The following is a 26,264-nucleotide window of genomic DNA, read 5'->3' on the forward strand; positions in this document are numbered from 1 at the left end:
TCCGCCAGTGGTTTTATGAGAATATTTTTTGAGAAAATTCTGCGGTGATGCTTTCTGTCTGGTTGACTTGTGCGGCGCCCATTGCTGCTAAAGCCATTGCAACCTGTTTGTCGAGTGTTTTTCTTACAATATTTCCGTTGGTAGCACGAAGGACTTTACAGAAATGATAGGTGAAATAGCCTCTTATCTGCCCGCTCATATTTCCTTCCATAGACACCTGATTGTCTTTGCAAGCAGCCCATAACGTATGATTGAGGCCGGCTACAGGAACAAGAGCTTTGGTCATGGTCGTTATTTTTTTAGAACTTTTGGAAGACTGCAATTCGCTGGCGTAAGTCATATAAAATTCATCTTCGAGCATTGGCGGAATGAAACGGGGCGCTTCATAAGAGAGTTCCAGATCCAGTCCGATATCCAGTTTTCTGGTTCCGGTTCCTGAGTGGCAGCAGTCGAATATTACTTCCAGATTGACGCCTGCTTTAAGTTTGCTGAGTACGGCTTTAAAATCATCATCACGGATGACTCCTGCGCTTGCATAATCGTGTGGACAAATCGCCTCATCCAGTCCGTCTATTTCCAGATCTGCCCCGATATTGGCCACCCTTGTTCCGTGTCCGGAATAATAGAAGACCAGTGAATCTCCTTTTACGCTGCTGTTTACCAGTGTTTTAAGGTAGTTTAATATATTGGCTCTTTTGGCATTCTGATTGGTGAGAATTTTAATATTGGCTGGAGCAAATCCGCAAATTACCAAAGTGTTGGCCATATCTCTGGCATCATTTACACAACCGTTTAAGTCCGGTCCTCCTGATCCTATAGGTGCATAGTCATTGATTCCTACGACGAGTGCTTTTTTCATTTCGATTAGTTTTTAAAATTGTCCCTACTCTGTTTCGGCTTTTCGGGTTCGGCCTTCATGGATTAGTTTTACAGGACAAAATTCCATAATTAAAAAGAGCAAAAACAGAGGGAAAGGACTGATTATGTGGTAGGTAAAACACCTTTTTTTATTTGTAGTGATTTTTTTAACCACGGATTTCACGAATTTGCACAGATGATTGTGTTGATGTTTCTAGGTGTTTTTTTAAGGAAAAAAATTAATTTTAACGCAAAGGTTTATTTAGGAAGCGTATAATTTTGAGGAATACAAAGGTTTTGAGTGCGTCCTTGATGAAGCGAATGGATAAACGTCCGCTTAGTCGAATCAATGAAATTGATTCCTCCTTTGCTCAACTAATACTATACAGCATTATAATCGAACTTTGCGTAAGAAAAAAGAGCCACGTCTTTTTTGTAATTGAATTTTAAAAATTAACCACAGATTTCACAGATTTACACAGATGATTGAGGGTATTTGGAGGGAAAAATAAGTAAGCTTTTTTCTTCAGCTTGGTAGCCACTTTCTTTTAGGAATAAGACGAATGGAAGGGAACGAAAAAATCCGGCAAATTGTAAAAATCTACCGGATGCGTGATTAAGTTATAATGGTTTTTGGACGATGTTAGTTTAAAAGGAAAGATAAAATCAGCACAAGTCATGTTTTAAAGCAAAAAGAACGAGGCCGACCCTGTTTTTTATTTCCAGTTTGGTGAAAACGGAATCTCTGTAGCCATCAATGGTTTTGGGGCTTAGGAACATTTTATCCGCTATTTCTTTGTACGTAAGCTCGCTGCAGGCCCATTTGATAAATTCCTTTTCCCGGTCTTTTAATTCGGATAGGAGAGAGGCTGTTTTGAAGTCTTCTGTTCTTACTTTCAATAATTTTTGGGCGACAAAATCAGTATAAAAGCTTCCTTTATCAAATACCGTATCTATGGCTTGGAATAAAATAGATGGCTGCATATCTTTCAACAGGTAGCCTTTTGCTCCGGCCTTCAGCATTTTGATGAGTATTTTTTCGTCATCTTCCATGGTGAGGGCAATCACTTTGATGTTCGGGTGATGTTCGGTTAGCCATTCTGTGGTTTCTATACCGTTTTTATAGGGCATATTGATGTCCATCAGGACTACAGCGGGTAATTCTGAGGTTTTTTCTATGGCGGCAATAAAATCTTCTCCGTTGGGATGATTCATGATCACACTGTACTGAGGGTTTTCCATGATCATATTTTCCAATGCCTTGGACATTAAAGTATGGTCATCTACAATCGCTATGGGAATGGTTTTCATATGATGTGTTTGTAATAGGTTATAGAGGTCTGTGTTCCTTTATCAAGCTCCGACTGTATGGAAAATTCGGCGTGAATAAGTTTCGCTCTCAGTTCCATATTTTTCAGTCCCGAACCGTCCTGTATCTTGGAGGTGTTAAATCCTTTTCCGTTGTCAGAAATGTTGATTCGTAATGTGTTATGATCATCTTCCAGTTGTATAGACACATTTTTAGCCCTGGAATGTTTTAAGATATTATTAATGCTTTCCTGAATGATCCGGAAGAGAATCAGCCCGTGTTTGGGAGAGATATCAATATCCTGTTTCTGGGTGATGAAATCTATTTTTAATAATCTTAATTTCTGTATTCTTTTAACTTCTCTTTCAATAGATTCCGTCAGTCCGAAATGAATGATCTGTTCAGTAATCAGTGTTTTGGATAAATTTCTGATGTCCTGAATGCATTCACCCAACAACTCACTCAACTCGTTCAGTTCTTCTTTTTCTGCATTTTTAAGCTTGGAAATCAGTTGATTTTGCCTTAATCGAACCACCGAAAGTTTTTGTCCCACATCATCATGCAGTTCCTGGCCGATATAGTTGAGTGTCTGCTCTTTGATTTCAACCTGCGAAGTCGCCAGCTCTTTTTCAAACCGCATATCCTTTTCTTTCTGCTCGATCAAAAGGGTCGTTTTCTTTTTGATAAAGACCACATAGATGAAGATCATCGTCAAAACAACGATCAGTAAAGTAATGGTAAAGGTGATAACCAAATTATTTTCTTCCATACTTCAAAAGGATGTTTATCTGAGCTTCTCCTGTTTGTTCCAAATTAGTCCCAGGACAAGTATTCCGTTACTGATAAGGTTTAGCATAAATAAGATAAAGAAATAAATATGCTGGGATACGGTGGTTCTGAAATATAAAATAGGAATACTACCAATAAATAAAATCAGTAAAGAAACTGAAATCCAGAAGGGCAGATAATTATTAAGATCCAGTATTTTATCGGAATTAAAAGTCTGATATAAAAATAAAATAATGGAAAACATCAGTAAAAGGATATCCGTATACAGCATATTAAATGAAAAATGATGCAGGAGATCGTCCTCTATATAAAACATCACGATAATATTGATTACAAAAAGGATCAACAGGATCAACTGAATCTTTTTCAGAACTGGCCAATAAAGCAATTGAAAATAATACAGCAAATAGAGGAAAAATACAATCATTAAAAAGCCAATCACGAAAAATATTTCAGTAGAAAGGTTGGTGGATATAAAATAGAAATAACAAAAAATATCAATTACTGTAAATAATATGTACCCAACAATAAAAAATAAATTCTCTTTCCCTATTTTTCTGTATTTAATGACCATTAAAACCATCACTAAAATGGAGATGACCATGGTGATTTGCTTCCCGATTTCTATATTCCAGTTCATGACTTTATTTTTATGGCATATCTGCGGTGGAAACTTTAGGGGGAGGAGCGAGATTGGTCATATTCAGAACTTCCATTTCCTTTACATTTAAATTTTCATCTGTAGTTCTCATCATTCTTGACATATTTCCTGCGGAATCTCTTTTCAGATTCTTAGCAGTAGGAACTAAAAAGATGGTTTGATAGCCGGCATACTCTGGCTTGGCCATTTTGTTTTTAGGATGATTTACAGGATATTTTCCCATGTAAATTCGGATCCCTGGGTTCTTCAGATTCTGTTTTTTGGCAGTTTCCTTTACATATTTAAGATAGCCCTCAAGATCTTCTACAGAAAACCAGTACCAGCGGGAATCGGGATCTCCGTTTCGGTATTTGGTGAGAACGGCATTGTTGGTTACGGTGTATTCATCATAAAGGATCTTGCCTTCCTTGTAGCTGATCAGCTTCTTTTTATAGCTGTCACTTACAGGCTCTGTAGGCGGGTTGGAGCAGCGGGTGCAGCTTAACGTGCAAAAACTTAAAATAAGAACAGCCAGAAGCGGTCTTAGATTTTTGAATAGAAAAGGAGTGTTCATTTTTTATGGTTTTTAATTTTATAAAGCAAAATTAGGGAACTGCTTAACTCTACAAAAGGGGGAAAACACTGTTTTTACGCTTAATAAATTTACAACAATTTGTTTTGATTTTCAGCAAGATAAATCATTTTAGAACAATACTGATCCAGTGCGGTTTTCAGAAGATTATCTCTGAAACTGGAAAAGCGATACAGCTGCTTCTAAAAATATATTGAGGCGTTTTTACATAAAGAGACCTACAATTAATTCACAAATCGTTTATGTATTTTTAATAGTCTACTAATTTAGTAGGCTTATATGATTTATCTCATACGTTCACTTGATTGAGTTCGTGAATAATTAAATACTTTTGACACAGTTAAAAAAAGTTAAAATTTATTCTCATGAATAAAAATTCAGTTAATTCTTACTTATGCATCAATAAAGCTGGGATATTCACTCAGAATTGTTGTGGAAATGTATGCCTTTTACAACATCAATTTATCATTCGCAATATGTGTTTTGATGGTATGATGTGCGAGATGATGACCAAGGCGTAAGCTTCTAAAACACAGACATTGCTGTAGGAATTAAGGAGAAGTAATTTCAAAATTTCTTAAGACAGGTAATCTCCTGTCGGTTTCAAACATTTTCTATCTGACAATCTCCCTGAAAAGGGGAGAGGGGGATTCTTGTTCCCTGACCGGAAGGAAAAACAGGAAAGCATTCATTCAACTTTAAATCTAAAATTCATATAATGAGGAGAACACAATGTAAAATCGGTGCATTGGCCCTGATTCTGGTTGCAGAATTTGCCTTTGCACAGGAAAAGGACAGTATTTCGAAAGAACAGGCCATCAAGGAAGTGGTAGTAGTTGCTTTTGGAAAACAGAAAAAAGAGGAAATAACAGGATCGGTACAGTCACTGAAAACCAAAGATCTGGCCAATCTTCAAAATGGAAATATCCTTCAGGGACTTGGAGGGAAAGTAGCTGGAGTACAGGTGATATCATCCGGTCAGCCGGGATCACAGCCTGTCATCAGAATGAGGGGAATAGGTTCCATTAATGCATCGAGTGACCCACTCATTGTTCTTGATGGAATTCCTTACAACGGAAACCTGAACAGCATTCCGGGGTCGGATATCGAGAGCATTTCTTTTCTTGAAGATGCTTCGTCTAATGCTCTGTATGGCTCCAGAGGGGCAAACGGCGTGATTATCGTGAATACGAAAAGAGGTAAATCCAAAGGTCTCCACATCGAGGCAGATGTGAAAACCGGAGTGAATTTCAGATCGATTGAAGACTATTCGGTGTATACATCGCCACAGGATTATTATACTGCGTATTATAACCGTGCAAGAGTGGGTGAAGTGGCAAGATTAACGCAGCCGGGAGCGGTTTCTTCCGGAACAAGTCCTCATGATGTAGGCCTTGCAGCTTTAAATAAATTGGGGTATAATGCTTATAGTGTACCTTTTAGCCAACTGATAGGAAAGGATGGAGTCTTTAATCCGGATGCCAAATTATTATACCAGGACAACTGGAAAAAACTGATATTTAAGCCGGGATTAAGGAGAGAAGGCAGCATAGGAATTACGGCAAACAGCGATCAGGTAAAATCTTATACTTCATTAAATTACCTGGATGATAAGGGATATCTTATTGGATCAGGATTTGAAAGATTTGGGATAAGGTCCAATCTGGATTATACCATTACTTCCAAATTAAAATTGACCAGCAGTCTTTCCTATACATACAGCAAACAGGATTTTGGAGAAACAGGAGGCTTCTCGAATCCGTTTCAGTTTGCGAGAAATATAGCGCCTTTCTATCCTGTTTTTCTGAGAGATGACAATTACAATATTCTGTATGACAATACCGGGCAGGTATTATACGATTATGGAGACGGGCAGGGGCCCAACGGAGCTACAAGATCTTATGCCGTTTTTGAAAATCCTGTAGGAAACCTTCAGTATGATAAATCTCAGACAACCAATAATATAACGAATATTAATTTAGGACTGAACTATGAAATTATCAAAGGATTAGACTTCACCTACAATTTCGGAGGTTATCTGGAAAATACAAAAAATCTTCAGTTCGGAAACACATTGGGAGGAACTTCTTCATCGGTAGGAGGGAATATCAATATGGGGTCTGTTTTTAAATATACCTTAAACCATCAGCAATTGTTGACGTATCAGAAAAAATTCGATAAACACAGCTTCAATATTCTGGCGGGACATGAATTGAATAAAATAAAAAGTGACGGTTTTTCAGGAACCAAACAGCAACTCTTATTACCCAATTCGCTGTCTTTTGATAATGCGGTAAGAATCACCGATTTATCCGGAAATGGCTATGAATATGCTGTAGAAGGCTATTTTACGAGATTGCTCTATAATTATGACAGCAAATATTTCTTCAATGCCAATATCAGAAGAGACGGTTCTTCCGTATTTTCTCCGGAGAGCAGATGGGGTAATTTTTACGGTTTGGGCGTAGCCTGGAATGTGGCTAAAGAAGATTTCCTTAAAGATAATACAGTCATCAATTCATTAAGACTAAAAGCTTCGTATGGGCAGCAGGGAAATGATAATATTTTGCTGGACGGTTCTGCAAGGGATTATTATGCTTATCAGGATATCTACGGAATCAATAATTTTGGAGATGACAAACCAGTTCTGTCCCTTAAAAAACAGGGAAATAAAGATCTGAAATGGGAAACCTCTAAAAACCTCAATGCCGGATTTGAAATTTCCCTTCTAAAAAACAGAATTAATCTGAATGCAGATTATTTTGAGAGAAAAGTTTCAGATATGATCTATGCGCTTCCTTTGCCTCCATCCAACGCAGGTTCGTTTATAAAATACGGAAACATTGGAGATATGATCAACAAAGGAGTTCAGGCCAATCTGAATCTGGAAATTCTCCGTTCAGAGCAGCTCCAGTGGAATGTATACGGAAATGCGACTCATTACAAAAATAAAATCACCAAACTGCCTGCCGAGCAGCGAAATACAGGTCTTGTAAGCGGTCTGTTTATTCTGTCAGAAGGTGGTGACAGATATACTTACTATCTGAAAGAATTTGCAGGTGTAAATCCTGGAAACGGGGATGCACAATGGTATAAAACAATATTTAACCCAGCGACACAAAGAGAGGAAAGAACGATTACCAATAATTATAAAGAGGCTACTGATTATAACACTGGAAAATCAGCGATTCCTAAAGTATATGGTGGTTTCGGGACAGATTTTACGTATAAAGGGATCAGTCTGGCGGTTAATTTTGCCTACCAGTTCGGAGGCTACGGCTATGATGACATCTATAGATCTTTATTCCATTCAGATACCTATGCTTCCAATTATTCAACGGATTTGAGCAAAACCTGGACACCGGAAAACCCGAATGCAGCCCTGCCAAGAGTAGATCTGACCTCAACCAATCAGAACGGGAATTCTACGCTGTATCTTATTAAATCGGACTACGTCAGTCTTCAGGATGTTACTTTATCGTATCAGCTGCCGGAGAGTTTTGCACAACAGGCTGGTCTATCAGGCCTGAAAGTATATGTCACAGGAAACAATCTTTATTTATGGTCTAAAAGAAAAGGATATGATCCGAGAGCGTCCTTAACCGGAGTATCAGATGCATACCGATATTCATTGCTGTCAAGCGTTTCTTTAGGCTTCAAATTAAACTTTTAAAAAACAGATGAAAACAATAAAATATTTTATAGCAGCTTTATCCATCAGCGTGATCACAAACAGCTGTGCCAATGATCTAAATACACTTCCGGAAGGCGATATTTCCGGTGAACAGTTAAGTACCGACCAGTCCAAACCCGAAAAAATACTGGGCGGAATCTATCTGGATCTCCGCAGTAACGGGGCCGGAGGTTCTACAGCACATTCTGACTTTGGAATTATGGCCATCAAAGGAGGATCAGATCTGATGTCCAATGATGTGATACAGGCCACCAATCAGCATCTGGGAATGTTCTATAATTATGAAGCGACCAATGCGAGTAATTCTGCATCTGAATTTGTGTGGACCACTTTTTATGCAAGGATATTTGTGATCAATAAACTCCTTGATGATTTAAAAAGCGACACCAAAAACAATAATGCAGCCATCAAAGGACAGTTGCTTGCCCTGAGAGCATATTCTTATTTTTATCTGGTTCGTTTTTATGCTAAAAGCTACAAAGACAATCAGTCAGCTCCGGGTCTTCCGTTGGTACTGACGAGCAGTAACCAAAGTCTGGGCCTTGCAAGGTCGTCGGTTTCAGATGTTTATATTCAGATTAAAAGAGATATTGAAGAATCTATTGTTCTTTTGGATACGTATGCACGTCCGTCCAGAGCTCAGATCGATCAAAGAACAGCGAAAGCCATTGCTTCTGAAATATATCTGGAAACGGGAGATTATACCAGAGCCGGAAAATACGCCAATGAAAGCAAACAGGGAATCGCACTGATGACGGAAAATGATTATACCACAACCGGATTCTCAAATATCAATAATCCTGAGGTTTTATGGGGTTTTCATAACACGGTATCTACCATGAGTATTGGAAACTATTATGCTTCTTTCTTCTCTATGTTTGATAATACCAACGAAGGCTACGCCGGTGCAGCAAAAATTTACAAGCTGATTGACAAACGTCTTTATGATGCGATACCCAACACCGATTACCGTAAAAAGGTATTCAATGGAAGCCAGAGCGCTGCCTATACCTTTAATACAAAAACGAAAAACTATCCTGCTTATGTGAACTGGAAATTTAAAGATCCTACGCTTTTTGAAGGAGATTATATCTACATCAGAGCGTCCTCACTTTATTATACAGAAGCTGAAGCGTTGGCGAGACAGGGAAAAGAAGCCGAAGCCCGACAGGTTTTATATGAAATCACTTCGAAAAGAAACAGTGCTTACACCTTATCCGTCAAAACAGGAAACGAGTTGATTAATGAAATTATTCTCCAAAAAAGAATTGAGCTTTGGGGCGAAGGATACGCCTGGTTTGATATGAAAAGACTGGGAACTCCTTTGGAAAGAATATACACGGGAACCAATCATACGTTCGGAAGGTTGAACCTTTCACCGGATAAATTCATATTCCAGATTCCGAACAAAGAGATCAATAACAATCCGCAGATTATACAGAATTGATAAGACAGATCTCAGATTTGTTTTAAAATGGATGGTGATTAAAAACATAAAAACCGGAGTCATTATAGGCTCCGGTTTTTTAGATATCTTATTCTGAAACTTATCTTTTAATTCTTAAAAAACAAATTCAAAGTAGCCTTTGCATTAAGTACCGCCACCACCTTTGGAGACCAGGTGTTTAGCAAGATACAAACCGTAGTTTTTTGTTTGGGGAAGTAATAGGCCCTTCCGCCAAATCCAAAGACATGTCCATCATGTCCCAAAGCGACTCCCTGATCAGTTTCCAGCTTCATCAGGCCAAGGCCATACTGTTTATTATACTTCAGATCAGGCTCCAGGCGAGTGGGATCATTATCAACGAAAGTTTCCAGCTGTTGCATGGACGCAGGAGAAAGAAGCTTTTCGGTTATTAAAGCTTCTACAAATCTTGTGACATCAGAGGCTGTAGAGATCATTCCGCCATCTAAAGCATCCTGGCCTCCAATTCCGTTATTGTCTATTTGAGTGACGTCATTCAGACTGTTTCCTGCCGGATCTTCCGTATAGTAAGAGCGGGTGAGTTTTTCAGGAAGTAGAGTACTGGCAGAGGTGTCAAGCAAACCCAGTGGATTGATAATCTTCTGCTTCACGACCTCGTAAGAAGATTTTCCCGTAACCTTCGTGATAATTAAAGAGAGCAGAAGATAATTGGAGTTGCTGTAATATCCGCTTCCAATAGGGTCATCTGCCGGTTTATCGTAAATAAGACTAAGCGTTTGTGCTGCCGAATAATTCGCGATACTGCCATCAAAAACACCGGCTGAAATATCCTGCAGATAATTTCGGATACCTGATCTGTGATTGAGACATTGCTCGATGGTCACTTCATTGGCATTTGCAATATGGTCTGTGATACTTTTGGGAAGGTATTTATTAATTTTATCCTTAATGTTGAGAAGACCTTCCTCCTGTAATTTCAGAATTGTGGTCGCTGCAAACATCTTGGTCATACTCCCGATCCGTAGTTTCCTGTCGGGGCTCATGGCGATATTTTTCTCCCGGTCGGCCTTTCCTCCGGTCCCTGACCAGGTTCCTTCAGGTGAAATGACAGCGATGCTTACCCCTACAGCTCCGGCAGCCATAAACTGATCTACAATCTTCTGATACTGGTCGGAATTAGAGGGAGTTGTAACAGATGGGACGGATGTATTTTCGTCTTCACAGGAATTGGTTAAAGTAAAAACGGCTATTGCCGCGGCGATAAACCTTAGTTTTTTCATAAGAAATTTTAATATTTTTTAAATGGATGTTTAAATTTAAAGGCAAAATATTAATGATTAAAATGAGGATATGAACATGGTCGCTCAGTTTTTTATCTCGTTTTAAAGCTTTCTTATATAGGATTATTTTACGCTAATGTATTAAGAAAAACCGAACGCTGATCCATTGTTATTTTAATAAATTTTTAATTCTGTAAGAAGAGACTGGTCGGTTTATATTGTATAGCTTTCTCAAAAGAATTTCTCCAGGTGTAATGATTCTGTTCACTAAAAACAGCTAACCCTATTTTTCCTACACTTAATTAAAATCAATATACACTTAATAAGTCCTGATTGTGGGATTTTACAGCAAGAAGTAATTTCAGACAAAGAATATGTATATGAAACCAATTTTCAAAAAGCAGTATATAGTGATACTGTGTTCACTGTTTTTTCTCTGGAGTTGTGAAGATGAGCTTCAGCAAAATAAGAAAGCAGACAATGAGTTATTATTAAAAAAGACCTCATCAAAGGTCTCATTACCCTGTTCCGCACCGTCCATCTACAATGGAATGCTGGAATTTACCGATGAGAAACAATTCTATTGTTACTACGATTACCTGACAGATGTAGCGTCTACACCCAATGATGAAATGAGTGAAAATGATTTTTTAATGGAAGTAGAACAGGTTATGGGTCTGAATTCCCTGAGAGCAGATGCTTTTGCAAAATTTGAACAGAAAAATGCGATCGGCTGGAGTTCCTATCAGGAAATTCCCGAAGAACACTGGATCACTTCCAATATCCTCCGCTCTATTTTAAATGTAAACAGAGAAGTAAAAGTGGGGAATTATGTGTTAAAGTATATCAATCCTGAATTTATAGTTTCCGTAAAGGCAGATCATCCTGAAGTGCTGAAAAAAGTAGAAGCATTGGGAGATAATCCTTCATTGGAACAGCTATTAGAGCTCGATCTGGCCAGGGAAATTATATCAGTTTCTTCTGCTAAAAATGTACAAAGGGAGTTTGGAACCGTTGATTTTGCGAATGCCAAAGGGATAAGAGGAACACCTATTCCTGTTCAGATTTTCAGATTAAGCGGTACAGTTTATGAAAATTTCACTTGCGGAAGTCCTGGGAAAGTAAGATTTGAAGGATTTACATTAAGCCGTCTGTCGGTTTCCCAACAGGCCAGATACAGAATTGAATTTAATGATGGGACCAATGCTGCCGCGGAATTTATGCTTTTTCCTAATCAGTACATTTTACCGGTTGTAGAACACGTTTATCCAGCTACAAATACCACTTATCATCCTACAGTGAAAGTAAAGTCAATCAGTCCATACAGTAATGCAAGCGCATGGAATGTGGTTCAGACCTATAATGTTTATGTGAGGTCGATGGATCAATCATGTTCAATGGCAACAAAGGGAGGATTACAGGATATGGTGATTAACTCATCGAATGTATTGAGAGGAAAAATAGATTATTACAACTGGCATCCTTTTCCTATTGGTGGAAACAGATCATCCCTGGCTGGCTGGACAGAATTACATCACATTGACGGTAATGGCAACTGGAACAGAAGAAAAGATAAAAGCACCACCCTTTGTGTCAAATTTGTACAGGGTACGCTGTATCAGGGACAATTCAATTCTTCGTTCAGTTCCAGTTTTTGTTTAGATCCTATTTATCTGCCGAATGAGTACGAATGCAGATCAAATACCAATCAGAAAAGAGTAGAAAGGCATATGGGAATGTATAATACCAATACCTACGCAACAGCAGCATTGTCTTCCTTCACGGTACAGCATGAAGTAGGAACATCGGATGGGGTAAACGGGAGTTTCAAGCAAACGATATACGGCTGTCCGTAATCTGACCTGTTTTAATTTTTAATATAAGACCCGGCAATTGTCGGGTCTTTTTCAGTAAGATAGGTGCAAAATAAAATATTCTTTTTATATTAATTCAAAATTTCTTCAAAATTGAGTATTTAGATTTGCACCATGAAGTTACTGATCATAGAAGACGAAACCGAGCTGGCGAAAAGCATCTCCGAATACCTTTCGGAAGAAAACTATTTGTGCGAATTTGCAGCCACATTCAGTGAGGCGATGCGTAAAATTGAAGCTTTTCATTATGACTGTATTCTGCTGGATATCACGCTGCCGGATGGCAACGGGCTTACTATTTTAGAAGAACTTAAAAAGCAGAACAAGCAGGACGGTGTGATCATTATCTCCGCTAAAAATGCTTTGGACGACAAAATAAAAGGGCTGCAGCTGGGAGCCGATGATTATCTCACCAAACCTTTTCATCTTTCAGAACTGATGGCCAGGATTTATTCTATCATCCGCAGGAAGCAGTTCAGCAACTCCAATATTATCAAGCAGAATGAATTGCAGATTGATCTGCTCGCAAAAACAGTTTCCGTGAATGATCAGACCATCATCCTCACCAAAAAAGAATTTGATTTACTCATTTATTTTATTGGAAACAAAAACAGAGTGATTTCTAAAAGTACTTTAGCAGAGCATCTTTCGGGAGATTTTGCAGATATGCTGGACAATCATGATTTTGTATATGCCCATGTGAAAAATCTGAAGAAGAAATTATATGACGCCGGCTGCGATCATTATCTGAAAACAGTGTACGGAACGGGATATAAATGGGAAAGTAATTAAATAACGGACCTATGAAACCATTATTAAGCAAAATCACAAAACCTTTCCTGATCTATGTACTTTGTGTACTGGTCATCAGTATTCCTGTATATTATCTGGTGGTGGATACCATCTGGAAAGCGGAACTGGATGAGCACAATAAGATTATCGCTGAGAAAACGGCCTACGAACTCAACCGATTAAAACTGACAGATCAGAAACTGGCCGAAAGTATAAAACTCTGGAACAGCATCCAACCCGGAACGGATATTCAGGATATAAAAAAAGGCGACTTGTTAAAAGACAGTATTTATACTTTTGAAAAACAGAAATCCTATACCAAAGAACCTAATATTGACCGTTTCAGAACACTTTCAACCATTATTTACGTTAATAACAAACCATTCCGTTTTACCGTTGAAACCAATATCGAAGAATCTCAGGAAACCATTGTGGTTATTGCCATAACGACCGTTTTCTTCTTTATCATGATTGTTTTAGGGCTTTTGTTCATCAACAGAAAACTTTCGGATTCGGTATGGAAGCCATTCAGGGATACTTTGGAGAAATTAAAGAAATTTAATCTGAACAGTCAGACTAAAATTGAATTTGACCCAACCGATACTGCTGAGTTTGAAGAATTAAATCAGTCGTTGAGCAAATTGATCGAGCACAATATTTCGGTGTACAAAACCCAGAAAGAATTTACAGAAAACGCGTCCCACGAATTACAGACGCCTTTAGCCATTCTAAAAAATAAATTAGATATTTTATTGCAAAGTGAAGATCTCACAGAAAAACAATACCGGATTGCTGAGGAAATGAATAAGGCTTTAACGAGAAGTTCCCGGATCAACAAAAATCTTTTACTCCTTGCCAAGATAGAAAACAACCAGTTTGATAATTCGGAGGAGATTCGGTTTGACGTTATCTTAGAACAAAGTATGGAGGCGGTAGAGGAACACTTTGAACAGAAAAATATTTCGGTTGAGGAATACAATTCATCACAGGTGCAGGTGAATGGAAACAGCAGCCTGATTGAAATCCTGATCAATAATTTACTGCTAAATGCCATTCGTCATACGCCGGTTCATGGTTCAATCTCAATGAAACTGACCCATTCAGTTTTTGAAGTGGCCAATTCCGGGACAGAACCACTGAATGGCGATCTTTTGTTTAAAAGATTTTCCAAACTATCTTCAGAAAGTGGCGGAAGCGGCCTGGGGTTGGCTATTATCAAAGAGATTTGCACATTCCACGGATGGAAAGTGTCCTACAGATTTGAAAATAATCACCATATTTTTTCTGTGTCCCTCTAAAATTCTAAATTTCTTCTAAATCGGGTTGGAATTTTGTGTCATTAATTAATCTTAAAGACACCTACTCATGCAAAAAAGGAGTTTAATTTTTTCACTGTTTATTTCACTGCTGTTTATTAATTTTTCGTTTGCACAGATATCTTCTGTCACCATTTCAGGTATCGTTAAGGATAAAACCAACAAATCGGCTTTGGCCTATGTGAATATATTGGCAAAAACTGAAAAAGACACCGCATTTGTGGCGGGAACGATCACTAATGAAGAGGGCAGATTTTCACTGGCCAATATAAAACCGGGAAATTACAAACTGGAAATTTCTCTTTCCGGATATCATACACAGGCTCAGCCTCTTTTCATCGGAAGCCTTTCTGAGTTTCTGGAAATTCCGCCCATTGAACTGGATCAGAATCAGGGAGTAACGGAAACGAAAATTGAAGAAGTGGTGGTATCAGCTTCGAAAAAGAACGAAATAAGCAGCCAACTTGATAAAAAGACCTATTCCGTTGCAGATAATATCAGCCAGAGCGGAGGATCTGTTTTGCAAAGCATGCAGAATTTACCGGGAATTACCGTTCAGGACGGGAAAGTACAGCTGCGCGGAAATGATAAGGTCACGGTTTTAATAGATGGTAAACAAACCGCACTGACGGGTTTTGGAAGTCAGACAGAACTGGATAACATTCCATCCTCGGCCATTGATAAAATAGAAATCATCAACAATCCGTCTTCAAAGTACGATGCGAACGGTAATGCGGGGATCATTAACATTATCATGAAGAAAAACAAGCAGAACGGCTGGAATGGAAAAGTAGGATTTACCGCCGGACTAGGCTCGCTTTGGGAAAGAAAGCAGAATCTGCCAACCATAAGAACGCAATATACTTTAACACCGAAAATCAATCCATCGGTTTCCCTTAACTACAGAAAAGATAAGGTCAATGTCTTTTTGCAGGCAGATAATTTATATACGCAGACTCTTAATAAAAATGAATTTGTAACCAGAACTTATGATGATGGAACGGTCATTAATTCACAGTTAAAAAGAAACCGGAACACGAATTATCTCACCACCAAAGCAGGAATAGACTGGAATATTGACGCTCAAAATACATTGACGGTTTCCGGACTTTACGGAAGTGAAAAGATTATAGACCGTGGTGATCAGCCTTTTTTCAATAGAGATTATTCCCAACGTCTACGCTTTTGGCAGTTTCTGGAAGATGAATTGAAAACGACCGTGATGGCTACGGCAGCCTATCAGCATAAATTTAAAGAAGCAGGACATTTGTTAAACGTAGGATTCAATTATACATTCCACAGGGAAGATGAAAAATACTTTTATGACAATTATCTGCCGGCTTCTACAGGAACGGATGCTTTTAAACTTTTATCCGATGAACAGGTGTATGATTTCAATGTAGATTACGTAAAACCTTTGAAATACGGGCGCATCGAGGCAGGAGTCAAACTTAGGAGCAGAAGTATTCCTACCGATATGAATTTTATACCGGGAACCAACTCCGTTCTGGATGTCAATGCAGGAGGAAAAGCAACTTATAAAGAATTAATTCCGGCCGTTTATGGAAATTATATTTTCGAAAATGAAAAATGGGAAGCAGAACTTGGGGTACGACTTGAATATGTAAAAGTTCAGTATGATGTCAATCCCAACCATCCTACTTACAAAAGCGACAGTTATAATTATACACAGCCGTTTCCCAATTTGAGATTAGCCTATAAGCTTAATGGTCATAATAAACTGTCCATATTTTATAACAGAAGAGTAGACCGCCCTAACGAAGTAGATATCAGGATTTTTCCGAAATATGATGACGCCGAAATTATTAAAGTAGGAAACCCTGGTCTTAGGCCTCAGTTTACCAACTCAATAGAGATGGGACATAAATACAATTGGGATAATGGGTATCTGTACTCAGCTTTATACCATCGTTTTGCAGATGGAACGATTACCAGGATTTCCAGTACGGCACCACAAAGTAATTTAATCTATGCTGTATTTCAGAATGCAGGAAAAAGCTACAATTCAGGTTTGGAAATGATCTGGAATCAGAAAGTATCGAAGGTGTATTCATTCAATGTCAATGGAAATCTGTACCGTAATCAGATCAATGCTTTTTCGGTGGAAAATCTCTATCCGCAGCCTGTTGTTTTCTCAGCGGGCAGACAAACGGCGGTTTCCGGAAACTTAAAATTCAACAATACATTCAAATTTTCTAAAGGATTTGATGCCCAGCTTACTGCTGTTTATTTAGCTCCGGATATTATTCCGCAGGGGAAGATAAAGTCAAGATTTTCAATAGATATGGGGGTGAAAAAATCTATTCAGAATGGGAAAGGAGAATTATTCCTGAACGCATCGGATCTTTTGAATACAATGGTGATTAAGAAACAGATTCAGGGCTCAGGATTTAAGTACACAAGCGATGATTATTACGAAACACAGGTCGTAAGACTAGGGTACAGCTATAAATTTTAATAACCAACTAATACTACGATCAAAATGTCAATTGTTCATCAGAAAATAACGGTCTGCTGTATTGTTTTATTGTCAGCATATGGCAGACTCGCCGCCCAAAATGATTCGGTTCAGGTGCAGAAACCTCAGCAGGACAGTGCGGTTACACTGAATAATCAAAAGCCTGTTTTAAACTATAAAAGCTTGATCATCCCAGCCGCTTTTATCAGTTATGGAGTGGCCAGCTTAACGGTAAAAGATCTGAAGCAGCTCAACTTTTCTACCAGGGACGAAATCAATGAGCACAAACCGGATCATATCAGGTTGGATAATTATACACAATATGCACCGGCAGTTCTGGTCTATGGCTTAAATGCAGCAGGAATTAAAGGGAAACATAATTTCAGGGACCGGACCATTATTTATGCGACATCCCAGATCATATCAGCAGCCATTACACTTCCTTTGAAGCATATTGTGAAAGAAGAAAGACCCGATCAGTCTAATAATCTTTCCTTTCCGTCAGGGCACACGGCGGCCGCTTTTTCTTCCGCTCAGTTTATGTTCCGGGAGTATAAAGACACCAATTTCTGGCTGAGTTTATCCGGATATCCTATTGCTGTTTTTACAGGAGCCTACCGGATGCTGAATGATAAACACTGGGTAGGAGATGTAGTTGCAGGGGCTGGATTTGGGATTCTTTCCACAGAACTTGCCTACTGGCTTTTTCCTAAAATCAATACCCTGTTAAAAGGTAAAAACAAAAATACGGCGACCATGATCATGCCTTTCTATCAGGATAAAAGCATAGGAATAGGAATTGTCAAAACTTTTTAAGATCAAACCAAATAAAGGCCCGGCAATTGCCGGGCCTTACTAACAAGATTAAGTGTAAAATTTAGCCCGTTAAGGCAAAAGGATAATTCAAATATTTTCAGATTTCTATTGAACTTAATCTATGTTTGGGGATTGATAGTATGAGGCATTTATTATTTGATATTTTTTGATGAGGTGAAAATTTTTCATCTTTCAAATTCAATATGGCAAAATTAGGATGAGAAGACTCTCTTCTTTATAAAAAAGAGGGTGATGTGACTGAATAAGGTGATGAAATGTATTTTTTTGATGATGAAACGTTGAGGTACATTCCAAACGGCTTATGGTACGTTTCATCTGCTGTTTTCGCGGGCTCGTTCAAAATAGAAAGATTTCCTATCAAATCAATTTTTATATTTACACTTACAAAGTCCCGAATATGAACAGGATTGGCAAGATCAGAAAAAAAATAACCCGAAACAGGAAAATTATCTCCACCGCAAAAAGAAGGCTGGTGATTTGGCTGGTGGCTATTATTACCTTCTATATTTTTTCCTACCTGATTGACCCGTTTGATCCTGCATGGATGGATTATCTCAATGGTCCGTGGCAGCTTATGGTAGAAGATTTCTTGTGGGTAATTCTTTTCTCCATCCTTCTGTCAGAGGTGAGTATATTCATCGACAGGACGCTTAATAAACTTCTTCCCTGGAGCAACAGAACAGTGAAAAGACTTCTCATCCAGTGTGTTATCCAGATTGTAGGGAGTGTACTCATCATCATCATCGTCAATTTTATCATAGAAAGTACCACAGAAAACCTCTCCAAACTTGATTACCGTAAGGAATTCACACTTTTAGGTCAGTGGGTCGCGACGAATATCATGATATCATTGATTATCAGTGCTTTTAATACCGTTGATTATCTGCTCGAAAACTGGAAAAAAACCGCAGAAGAAGCTGCCCAGCATAAACTCAGAGCTTCAAAACATAAACAGGCCGCAATGGCTGCAGAGCTTCAGGCCCTTAAACTACAGATAGATCCCCATTTTATCTTTAATAATCTCAGTGTGCTTTCTGAACTCATTCTGGAAGATCAGCAGCTGGGCTATGAATATTCAGAGAAATTTGCAAGAGTCTACCGCTATCTTCTCGTCAATTCCAGGAAAGATGTCATTGTTGTAGAAGAAGAATTGAAGTTTCTGGAATCCTATATTTTTCTGATTGAAAAGAGAATCGGAGACGGCGTTATATTTAAGATTGATGTCCGCGAAGAACACCGGAAAATGCATACCGTTCCGCTGTCTCTTCAGCTGTTGGTTGAAAATGCCATTAAACATAATCAAACCTCAAAAACAAATCCGCTGGAAATAGAAGTCTATACGCTTCCGACCGGAGAACTGGTCGTTGCGAATACCTTTCTGCCCCTGATCAATAAACCGGATTCTTCCGGTGTCGGGCTTAGAAATATCAAAGCCAGATATGAGATTTTAGGCTACGGAAAGCCGGAAATAGAAAAGACAGAAAACAAATTCATTGTAAAACTTCCCCTGATATGAAGATTACTAAGATTTTAATCATCGAAGATGAAAAATTGAATGCAGACCGATTGAAAAGGCTTCTTTTAAAACTGAGGCCTCACGTGGAAATCATGTCGGTAGAAGAATCCATTACCTCAGCAGTGGAATGGCTGAATCATCATTCGGCTCCCGATATGATCATGATGGATGTGCGTTTGGCAGACGGTCTTAGCTTTGAGATCTTTAATAAATTTGACATCCGCAGCCCGGTGATTTTTACAACAGCTTATGACGAATACGCCGTACAGGCTTTTAAATACAACAGCATAGATTATCTTCTTAAACCCATAGACGAAGATGAGCTGGAATCCGCATTGAGGCGTTATGAAACCTTTATAGAAACCGTTCCGTTCGTAGGAACAGCGATTGAGGGGCTATTGAATTATATCCAACCCAAAGACTACAGAAAACGTTTCCTTCTTGCCCACCGCGACGGATATAAAACCGTTTTGGCTGAAGATATCCTCTATTTTTATACAGAACTCGGAATCAGCAAAGCCGTATTGAATACCGGTGCCATAGAAAATGTTCCTCAAACTCTCGAAGAACTCGAAAGACAGCTTGATCCGAAATTCTTTTTCCGGGCAAACAGGCAGTTCATTATTCACATAGACTCGGTAAAGCAGGTGCTGAACCACTTCAACGGAAAACTAAAACTGGAACTCCGAAAACAGCAATCTGACATGGAAATCATTGTCAGCAGAGAAAAAGCCTCTGTCTTCAAGTCCTGGATGGATTATTAAAATCAGGTACGGGATACGAGGTGCAGGTTTGAGCGTCGGAGCGTTTTAGCGTTTTAGAGTTTCGGGAAGTGATGAGGTATAAATAATGAGTTATGAATCATGTAACGTGGGTTTTGGATTTGTCTGAAATCTTACATCTGGTAGCTGCTCAGAAATTCACCATTCACTTGCGAAGCAAAATTGACCATTCACTTTCCTCAATCTCTGCCTCAACCTCAACCTCAACCTCAAAATCTCATATCTGACATCTGCAATCTCTCGTGAGAGATTTTTTCATTTTCCTCAGCCTACGTTTCACCTGCGATTAATTACGTTTCACCGGATTTCTTCATCCGTATCCTTATTCTGTGCGCTTATTTTGCAAGTGTAAAATTTAAAAAAAAGATCATTATGAATTATAAAAAAGGATATTGGGTGCTGTCGTTAGCCGCTGTTGTGGGGCTTAGCTCCTGCGGTTCAGGAAACGGTCAGGAAACAGCTCAGCAGATGACGGCGGTACCTACAGATTTTATTCAGTTGAAATCCGGTGATGCAGATGTTTCCGCGGGATATCCGGGAAGTATTGAAGGGCAGGATAATGTAGATATTAAAGCTCAGGTCACAGGATATCTGGAAGCCGTTTATGTTAAAGAAGGACAGTATGTGAATAAAGGTCAAACCCTGTTCAGAATCAACCCTTCTGTTTATAATGAGCAGGTGAATAGTAATGAAGCTGCTTTGAAAGCCGCTATAGCCGCTCAGGAAACGGCAAGACTGGAAGTGGAAAAGCTAAAGCCTTTGGTAGAAGGAAAAGTTGTTTCCGATATGCAGCTCAAAACCGCTCAGGCCAATTATAATGCAGCAGCGGCACAGGCAGCACAGGCGAGATCTTCATTAGGTTCATCACGAATCAATGCCAATTTCACCTACATCAAAGCACCGGTAAGCGGTTATATCGGAAGAATCCCAAACAGGGTAGGAAACCTCATCAGTCCGTCGGATGCCGCACCATTGACATCACTTTCGAATATCAATACGGTCAATGTCTACTTCTCAATGAATGAAGCAGATTTTATAACCTACAGCCGAAAAGCATCATCAGGAGAACAGACCGAAAATGTAGAACTGATCCTTGCTGATGGCTCAAAATATCCCTACAAAGGAAAAGTGGAGAATGCCAGTGGGAATTTTGATAAAAACACGGGGAGCATTCAGATGAAAGCCGTTTTCCAGAATCCGGATAAATTATTGAGAGCAGGAGGAACTGCAAGAGTTTTATTACATCAGTCTCTGGACGGAATTGTTAAGCTTCCCAAAACGGCAGTCAAAGATATTCAGGATAAATTCTTCGTATACAAACTGGAAGGGAAGGATAAAGTAAAAATGTCCCCGATTGAAATTTCAGGAAGCACATCTCAGGATTATTTCGTGAAAAACGGAGTGAAAGCCGGTGATAAAATCGCAGTGAACAGGATTGACGTGCTTACAGACGGAGCGCTGGTGTCAGCGGATGTGAAATAATAGATAATCATTCATTCTTAGAAAATTTAAACATGTTAAAAAAGATAATAGACCGTCCGGTACTGGCAACGGTAATATCTCTGATCATTGTCATATTGGGGATCATAGGACTGAGCCAGTTGGCGGTGACCAGATTCCCGGATATTTCGCCGCCCACCATTACCGTGATGGGTTCTTATCCGGGCGGAAACAGTGAAACCGTAATACGTTCTGTGGTAACGCCTCTGGAAGAGCAGATCAACGGAGTGGAAGATATGGAATACATGAAATCTACTGCCAGTAACGACGGAAGCTTCTCCATTTCTATCATATTCAAACAGGGCGTTAATGCAGATCAGGCCGCTGTCAACGTACAAAACAGGGTTCAGCAGGCCACTCCGATACTTCCTCAGGAAGTGGTAAGGATGGGACTGACAACTTCCAAACAGCAGAACAGCATGGTGATGCTTTTCAATATTTATACCGATGATAACAGCAAATATGACGAAACATTTCTGCAGAATTATGCCAATATCAACCTGATTCCGCAGGTCAAAAGAGTAAAAGGAGTAGGACAGGCACAGGTATTCGGAATTAAAGATTACTCCATGAGAATCTGGCTGAATCCTCAAAAAATGGCCTCGTATGGCCTTGAGCCGGCTGATGTCTCCAATGCTATTGCAGATCACAGTTTAGAATCTGCCCCGGGAAAATTGGGCGAGGAATCTGATGCAGCACTGGAATACGTGATCCGCTATAAAGGAAAAAAGAACAAACCGGAACAGTATGAAAATATTATCGTTAAAAACGACGGAACCAAGGTGATACGCCTGAAAGATGTCGCCCGCGTAGAATTCGGGTCGCTTTCTTATAGTGGAGATAACCTTTCCAACGGGAAAAATGCTGTGACGGTGGCGATTATGCAGACGACAGGTTCTAATGCCAACGCCATTGAAGTAGGAATCGACAAATCCATAGAACAGCTTTCAAAATCGTTTCCTCCCGGGATAAAATATTCCAAGGTGATGAGTACAAAAGAAAGACTGGATGAAGCCACCGGACAGGTGAAATCTACTTTGATCGAAGCATTTATTCTCGTGTTTATTGTGGTATTTCTCTTTCTGCAGGACTTCAGATCTACTATTATTCCGGCAATAGCAGTTCCCGTTGCCATTATAGGAACCTTCTTTTTCCTTTTGGTATTAGGGTTTACGATCAATGTACTGACGCTTTTCGCTTTGGTACTGGCCATCGGTATCGTGGTGGATGATGCTATTGTCGTCGTAGAAGCCGTTCACTCCAATATGGAAGGAACAGATCTTTCAGGAAAAGAAGCGACTCATAAAGCCATGAGTGAAATTACAGGAGCGGTTATTTCCATTACTCTGGTGATGTCTGCCGTATTTATTCCCATCGGGTTTATGTCCGGATCAGCGGGAATGTTCTATAAGCAGTTTGCCTATACATTGGCCATTGCCATCATTATTTCAGCAGTGAATGCCTTGACTTTAACGCCTGCTTTGTGTGCTGTATTCATTAAAAACAATCATTCAGAAGGCGGAGAACATCCGAAGGGATTTGGGAAAAGATTTGCAGTAGCTTTCAATGCCGGTTTTAATAATATGACCGACCGATATGTAAACGGTGTAAGATTTCTGATCGGACGCAAATGGATAGCAGGAGGTTTGGTTGTTGGTGTAATCGGTGTGGCAGCATGGCTGATGACCAGTACTCCAAAAAGTTTCGTTCCGATGGAAGATGACGGGCTTTTCATGTACACCTTAAGCATGCCGCCGGGAACAGGTTTGACCAAAACGACTGAAACAGCAGCCAAGATCAATGCTATCCTGAAAAATGTAGAGGGAATTCATGAAAATACATCCATCACAGGATACAATTTATTAAGTAACAGTGCTGGTCCGGCCTATGCGATGGGATTTGTGAAACTTAAACCTAAAAAAGAAAGAGGAAAAGTCCAGGATATTGATGAAATCTTAAACGGAGTCAATGAAAAGCTGGCTTCCATTAAAGAAGGAAGTGTAATGACTTTCAGAATGCCACCCGTAGAAGGATACGGGATGACCAATGATGCAGAAATTGTGCTTCAGGACCGAATGGGAAGAGATCCTCAGGCACTGAAAGCAAAAGCTGATGAGGTTATCGGACAGCTGATGAAAGTGCCGGAAGTAGGGTTTGCGTATACCATGTTCAGGGCAGATTATCCGCAGATGGAACTTGAAGTGGATGAAGATAAAGCCAAACAGTTGGGAGTAAGTATTTCTAATCTTTTGGGAACTGTTCAGACGTACTTTTCAGGAGATCAGTCTCAGAATTTTTCAAGATTTGGGAAGTTTTACAGAGTTAATATCAAGGCGGATGGAATGTTCAGAATGGATGAACAGGCTTTCAACGATATTTTCGTGAAAAATAATCAGGGGCAAATGGTTCCGGCCAATACCATGATCACCTTACATAAAGTCTACGGACCTGAATCCACTCAGCGATATAATCTTTATAATTCATTGAACATCAATGTATCCCCAAAACCAGGTGTAAGTAACGGAGAATTGATGGGAAAACTGGAAAAAACACTGGATAAACTTCCTTCCGATTACAGCTACGAATGGACCGGATTAAGTCTGGAAGAAAAATCAGCCGGAAATCAAACCATTGCCATATTTGGACTGTGTCTGCTCTTTGTGTATCTGCTTCTTGCGGCACAATATGAGAGCTACATCCTTCCTCTGGCGGTAATGCTTTCCATTCCTACGGGAGTTGTAGGAGCGTTTCTGGGAATAAAGGCCATCGGACTGGATAATAATATCTACGTGCAGGTCGGATTGATCATGCTGATCGGACTTCTGGCTAAAAATGCCATTCTTATCGTGGAATTTGCGGTTCAGAGAAGAAAATCCGGGCTGTCTATTCTGGAATCTGCACTAGACGGAGCAAAAGCAAGACTTCGGCCTATCATCATGACTTCCCTGGCATTTATTGTAGGAATGATCCCACTGATGATTTCTTCAGGAGGAATGGCTTCAGGAAACAGATCCATCAGTACAAGTGCGGCGATGGGAATGCTGAGCGGTGTGGTACTGGGCGTTTTTGTCATTCCAGTATTGTATATGTTTTTTCAATATCTGGATGAGAAGTTTTCATCAAAGAAATATAATGAGAAACTGGAAAATCAACCATCAAATGAAACTATTTAACATCAATAAAATATTTTTTTACGGCGCATTGGTCTCTATATTGGCCTCCTGCGCTGTAAGAAAACCTTATGCAGGAACGGATGTCAATATCCCATCAGCATACAGAGATCCGGTAAAGGTAACCGGAGATACCATCGTACTTCCCTGGAAAACTTTCTTCAAAGATCAGAAACTTCAGGGATTAATAGAGAAAGCACTGGCTAAAAATAATGAAGTTTCCATAGCACTTAAGAATATGGAACAGCTGGATCTCGCTTATAAACAGGCAAAAAATGCATTGCTGCCAACGCTTGATTTCAGTGCAGGAGCCAACAGAAGCTGGGCCTCGAAAAACAGTCTTAACGGATCGCTTAACGAGCAGTTTACCGGAAATAAGTACATCGATGATTTCAGCGCCTCCCTGAGACTTTCCTGGGAAGTGGATATCTGGGGGAAATCCAAAATGCAGAAAGAATCAGCTGCTGCCGGATACTTTGCTCAGAAGGAAAACCTGAATGCCTTAAAAAGCAGAATTATTGTTCAGGTGGCACAGGCTTACTATAATTTAATAAGTCTGGATGAACAGCTGAAAATAGCGGAGAGAAATATTGATTTAAGCAATAACACGTTGCAGATGATGAATCTTCAGTTCAAAGCCGGACAAATCAATTCACTGGCGGTACAGCAGTCGGAAGCACAGAAAAAAACGGCGGAGCTATTGATTCCACTGGCCAGACAGAATATTTCCGTTCAGGAAAATGCATTGAGCATTCTTTGCGGGGAATATCCCGGAAGCATTGAAAGAGAAGGTCATCTGGCAGGAATGATTCCTGAAAATAAACTCTCAGAAGGGATTCCTGCCCAGTTATTGAGCCGCCGTCCGGATCTGAAAGCGGCAGAATTCAATGTGATCAGTCTGAATTCAAAAACTGGTCTGGCAAAAGTAGCGATGTACCCAAGCATCAGCCTTTCGCCACAAATTGGAGTGAATTCGAACAAATTTAATACCTGGTTTGACCTGCCGGGATCTATTACCAAAACGCTGGCAGCCAATCTTGCAGCTCCTATTTTTCAAAAGAAAGAGCTGAAAACAGCGTACGAAACGGCAGTTATAGAGCAGGAGAAGGCTGTAATAAGTTTTAAACAGTCCGTCATGACAGCTGTGGGGGAAGTTTCTGATGCCATGGCTAAGTCCAAAGGTTCTTCTGAAAGGCTGGAATTATTGGAGCAGAGAACGGCTATTTTAGATAAAGGAATCAACGATGCGCTGAAACTGTATAAAAGTGGAATGGCAACCTATCTGGAAGTCATTACAGCACAGAATAACAAATTGCAGAATGATTTGGAAGCGGTGAATGTCACTCTGGAAAAACTCAATGCCAAAGTTGATTTGTACAGAGCATTAGGAGGAGGGACTCGTTAATTTTA

At 39.5% G+C, this 26,264-nt stretch carries 18 protein-coding genes; 12 read left to right on the top strand and 6 right to left on the bottom strand.

From position 1 onward, the window contains the following. Positions 1-13: 13 nt before the first annotated feature. The 5 genes from BUA72_RS18400 to BUA72_RS18420 all read right to left on the bottom strand — a co-directional run bounded on the left by BUA72_RS18400 (position 14) and on the right by BUA72_RS18420 (position 4,170). On the bottom strand, positions 14-859 hold the full coding sequence (locus BUA72_RS18400; RefSeq protein WP_047451094.1) for a caspase family protein: 846 nt from the start codon (positions 857-859) through the stop codon (positions 14-16). 665 nt (positions 860-1,524) lie between these two features. Further along, positions 1,525-2,169, bottom strand: a complete 645-nt coding sequence (locus BUA72_RS18405; RefSeq protein WP_072924473.1) for a response regulator transcription factor — start codon at positions 2,167-2,169, stop codon at positions 1,525-1,527. After that, on the bottom strand, positions 2,166-2,936 hold the full coding sequence (locus BUA72_RS18410; RefSeq protein ID WP_034724302.1) for a sensor histidine kinase: 771 nt from the start codon (positions 2,934-2,936) through the stop codon (positions 2,166-2,168). The genes BUA72_RS18405 and BUA72_RS18410 overlap by 4 nt, the downstream gene beginning before the upstream one ends. Positions 2,937-2,951: 15 nt before the next feature. After that, positions 2,952-3,596, bottom strand: a complete 645-nt coding sequence (locus BUA72_RS18415) for a hypothetical protein (protein ID WP_072924474.1) — start codon at positions 3,594-3,596, stop codon at positions 2,952-2,954. A gap of 10 nt (positions 3,597-3,606) precedes the next feature. After that, positions 3,607-4,170, bottom strand: coding sequence for a hypothetical protein (locus BUA72_RS18420; protein ID WP_072924476.1), 564 nt, complete (start codon positions 4,168-4,170; stop codon positions 3,607-3,609). 736 nt (positions 4,171-4,906) lie between these two features. Between BUA72_RS18420 and BUA72_RS18425 the strand changes: the two genes are divergently transcribed. Continuing rightward, entirely contained in the window at positions 4,907-7,861 is a 2,955-nt protein-coding gene (locus BUA72_RS18425) for a SusC/RagA family TonB-linked outer membrane protein (RefSeq protein ID WP_072924478.1), read from the top strand. 7 nt (positions 7,862-7,868) lie between these two features. Beyond that, positions 7,869-9,329 (top strand): RagB/SusD family nutrient uptake outer membrane protein, encoded by a 1,461-nt coding sequence (locus BUA72_RS18430; RefSeq protein ID WP_072924479.1) that lies wholly within the window; start codon positions 7,869-7,871, stop codon positions 9,327-9,329. Between the two features lie 107 nt (positions 9,330-9,436). On the opposite strand, the gene BUA72_RS18435 is transcribed toward BUA72_RS18430, so the two are convergent. Further along, positions 9,437-10,588: a serine hydrolase domain-containing protein gene (locus BUA72_RS18435; protein WP_072924481.1), complete on the bottom strand. Its 1,152-nt coding sequence runs from the start codon at positions 10,586-10,588 to the stop codon at positions 9,437-9,439. Positions 10,589-10,968: 380 nt separating this feature from the next. Between BUA72_RS18435 and BUA72_RS18440 the strand changes: the two genes are divergently transcribed. The 10 genes from BUA72_RS18440 (at position 10,969) to BUA72_RS18485 (ending at position 26,259) form a co-directional block, all read left to right on the top strand. Next, on the top strand, positions 10,969-12,444 hold the full coding sequence (locus BUA72_RS18440) for a hypothetical protein (protein WP_139259646.1): 1,476 nt from the start codon (positions 10,969-10,971) through the stop codon (positions 12,442-12,444). A 132-nt stretch (positions 12,445-12,576) separates the two neighbouring features. Beyond that, complete coding sequence (locus tag BUA72_RS18445) at positions 12,577-13,254, top strand: response regulator transcription factor (RefSeq protein ID WP_034724293.1); 678 nt, start codon at positions 12,577-12,579, stop codon at positions 13,252-13,254. Positions 13,255-13,265: 11 nt separating this feature from the next. Next, positions 13,266-14,552: a sensor histidine kinase gene (locus BUA72_RS18450; protein ID WP_072924484.1), complete on the top strand. Its 1,287-nt coding sequence runs from the start codon at positions 13,266-13,268 to the stop codon at positions 14,550-14,552. A gap of 67 nt (positions 14,553-14,619) precedes the next feature. After that, on the top strand, positions 14,620-17,049 hold the full coding sequence (locus BUA72_RS18455) for a TonB-dependent receptor domain-containing protein (protein WP_072924486.1): 2,430 nt from the start codon (positions 14,620-14,622) through the stop codon (positions 17,047-17,049). Positions 17,050-17,073: 24 nt separating this feature from the next. After that, a complete protein-coding gene (locus BUA72_RS18460; protein ID WP_072924487.1) occupies positions 17,074-17,865 on the top strand; it encodes a phosphatase PAP2 family protein in 792 nt (263 codons plus the stop codon). A gap of 418 nt (positions 17,866-18,283) precedes the next feature. Beyond that, positions 18,284-19,402, top strand: coding sequence for a sensor histidine kinase (locus tag BUA72_RS18465; protein ID WP_072924489.1), 1,119 nt, complete (start codon positions 18,284-18,286; stop codon positions 19,400-19,402). After that, complete coding sequence (locus BUA72_RS18470) at positions 19,399-20,166, top strand: LytR/AlgR family response regulator transcription factor (RefSeq protein ID WP_072924490.1); 768 nt, start codon at positions 19,399-19,401, stop codon at positions 20,164-20,166. The genes BUA72_RS18465 and BUA72_RS18470 overlap by 4 nt, the downstream gene beginning before the upstream one ends. A 390-nt stretch (positions 20,167-20,556) precedes the next feature. Next, the gene (locus tag BUA72_RS18475; protein WP_072924492.1) at positions 20,557-21,666 is read left to right on the top strand and encodes an efflux RND transporter periplasmic adaptor subunit; all 1,110 of its coding nucleotides are present in this window, start codon (positions 20,557-20,559) and stop codon (positions 21,664-21,666) included. Between the two features lie 32 nt (positions 21,667-21,698). Next, the gene (locus tag BUA72_RS18480; protein WP_072924493.1) at positions 21,699-24,857 is read left to right on the top strand and encodes an efflux RND transporter permease subunit; all 3,159 of its coding nucleotides are present in this window, start codon (positions 21,699-21,701) and stop codon (positions 24,855-24,857) included. Then, positions 24,844-26,259, top strand: a complete 1,416-nt coding sequence (locus tag BUA72_RS18485) for a TolC family protein (RefSeq protein WP_072925040.1) — start codon at positions 24,844-24,846, stop codon at positions 26,257-26,259. The genes BUA72_RS18480 and BUA72_RS18485 overlap by 14 nt, the downstream gene beginning before the upstream one ends. Positions 26,260-26,264 lie beyond the last annotated feature (5 nt).

Source organism: Chryseobacterium sp. OV279, from assembly GCF_900128945.1.
Lineage (GTDB): Bacteria > Bacteroidota > Bacteroidia > Flavobacteriales > Weeksellaceae > Chryseobacterium.

Bases quoted from the DNA above. Each gene is read 5' to 3' on its own strand.
- BUA72_RS18400 (WP_047451094.1), bottom strand. From the start codon at position 859: ATGAAAAAAGCACTCGTCGTAGGAATCAATGACTATGCACCTATAGGA.
- BUA72_RS18405 (WP_072924473.1), bottom strand. From the start codon at position 2,169: ATGAAAACCATTCCCATAGCGATTGTAGATGACCATACTTTAATGTCC.
- BUA72_RS18410 (WP_034724302.1), bottom strand. From the start codon at position 2,936: ATGGAAGAAAATAATTTGGTTATCACCTTTACCATTACTTTACTGATC.
- BUA72_RS18415 (WP_072924474.1), bottom strand. From the start codon at position 3,596: ATGAACTGGAATATAGAAATCGGGAAGCAAATCACCATGGTCATCTCC.
- BUA72_RS18420 (WP_072924476.1), bottom strand. From the start codon at position 4,170: ATGAACACTCCTTTTCTATTCAAAAATCTAAGACCGCTTCTGGCTGTT.
- BUA72_RS18425 (WP_072924478.1), top strand. From the start codon at position 4,907: ATGAGGAGAACACAATGTAAAATCGGTGCATTGGCCCTGATTCTGGTT.
- BUA72_RS18430 (WP_072924479.1), top strand. From the start codon at position 7,869: ATGAAAACAATAAAATATTTTATAGCAGCTTTATCCATCAGCGTGATC.
- BUA72_RS18435 (WP_072924481.1), bottom strand. From the start codon at position 10,588: ATGAAAAAACTAAGGTTTATCGCCGCGGCAATAGCCGTTTTTACTTTA.
- BUA72_RS18440 (WP_139259646.1), top strand. From the start codon at position 10,969: ATGAAACCAATTTTCAAAAAGCAGTATATAGTGATACTGTGTTCACTG.
- BUA72_RS18445 (WP_034724293.1), top strand. From the start codon at position 12,577: ATGAAGTTACTGATCATAGAAGACGAAACCGAGCTGGCGAAAAGCATC.
- BUA72_RS18450 (WP_072924484.1), top strand. From the start codon at position 13,266: ATGAAACCATTATTAAGCAAAATCACAAAACCTTTCCTGATCTATGTA.
- BUA72_RS18455 (WP_072924486.1), top strand. From the start codon at position 14,620: ATGCAAAAAAGGAGTTTAATTTTTTCACTGTTTATTTCACTGCTGTTT.
- BUA72_RS18460 (WP_072924487.1), top strand. From the start codon at position 17,074: ATGTCAATTGTTCATCAGAAAATAACGGTCTGCTGTATTGTTTTATTG.
- BUA72_RS18465 (WP_072924489.1), top strand. From the start codon at position 18,284: ATGAACAGGATTGGCAAGATCAGAAAAAAAATAACCCGAAACAGGAAA.
- BUA72_RS18470 (WP_072924490.1), top strand. From the start codon at position 19,399: ATGAAGATTACTAAGATTTTAATCATCGAAGATGAAAAATTGAATGCA.
- BUA72_RS18475 (WP_072924492.1), top strand. From the start codon at position 20,557: ATGAATTATAAAAAAGGATATTGGGTGCTGTCGTTAGCCGCTGTTGTG.
- BUA72_RS18480 (WP_072924493.1), top strand. From the start codon at position 21,699: ATGTTAAAAAAGATAATAGACCGTCCGGTACTGGCAACGGTAATATCT.
- BUA72_RS18485 (WP_072925040.1), top strand. From the start codon at position 24,844: ATGAAACTATTTAACATCAATAAAATATTTTTTTACGGCGCATTGGTC.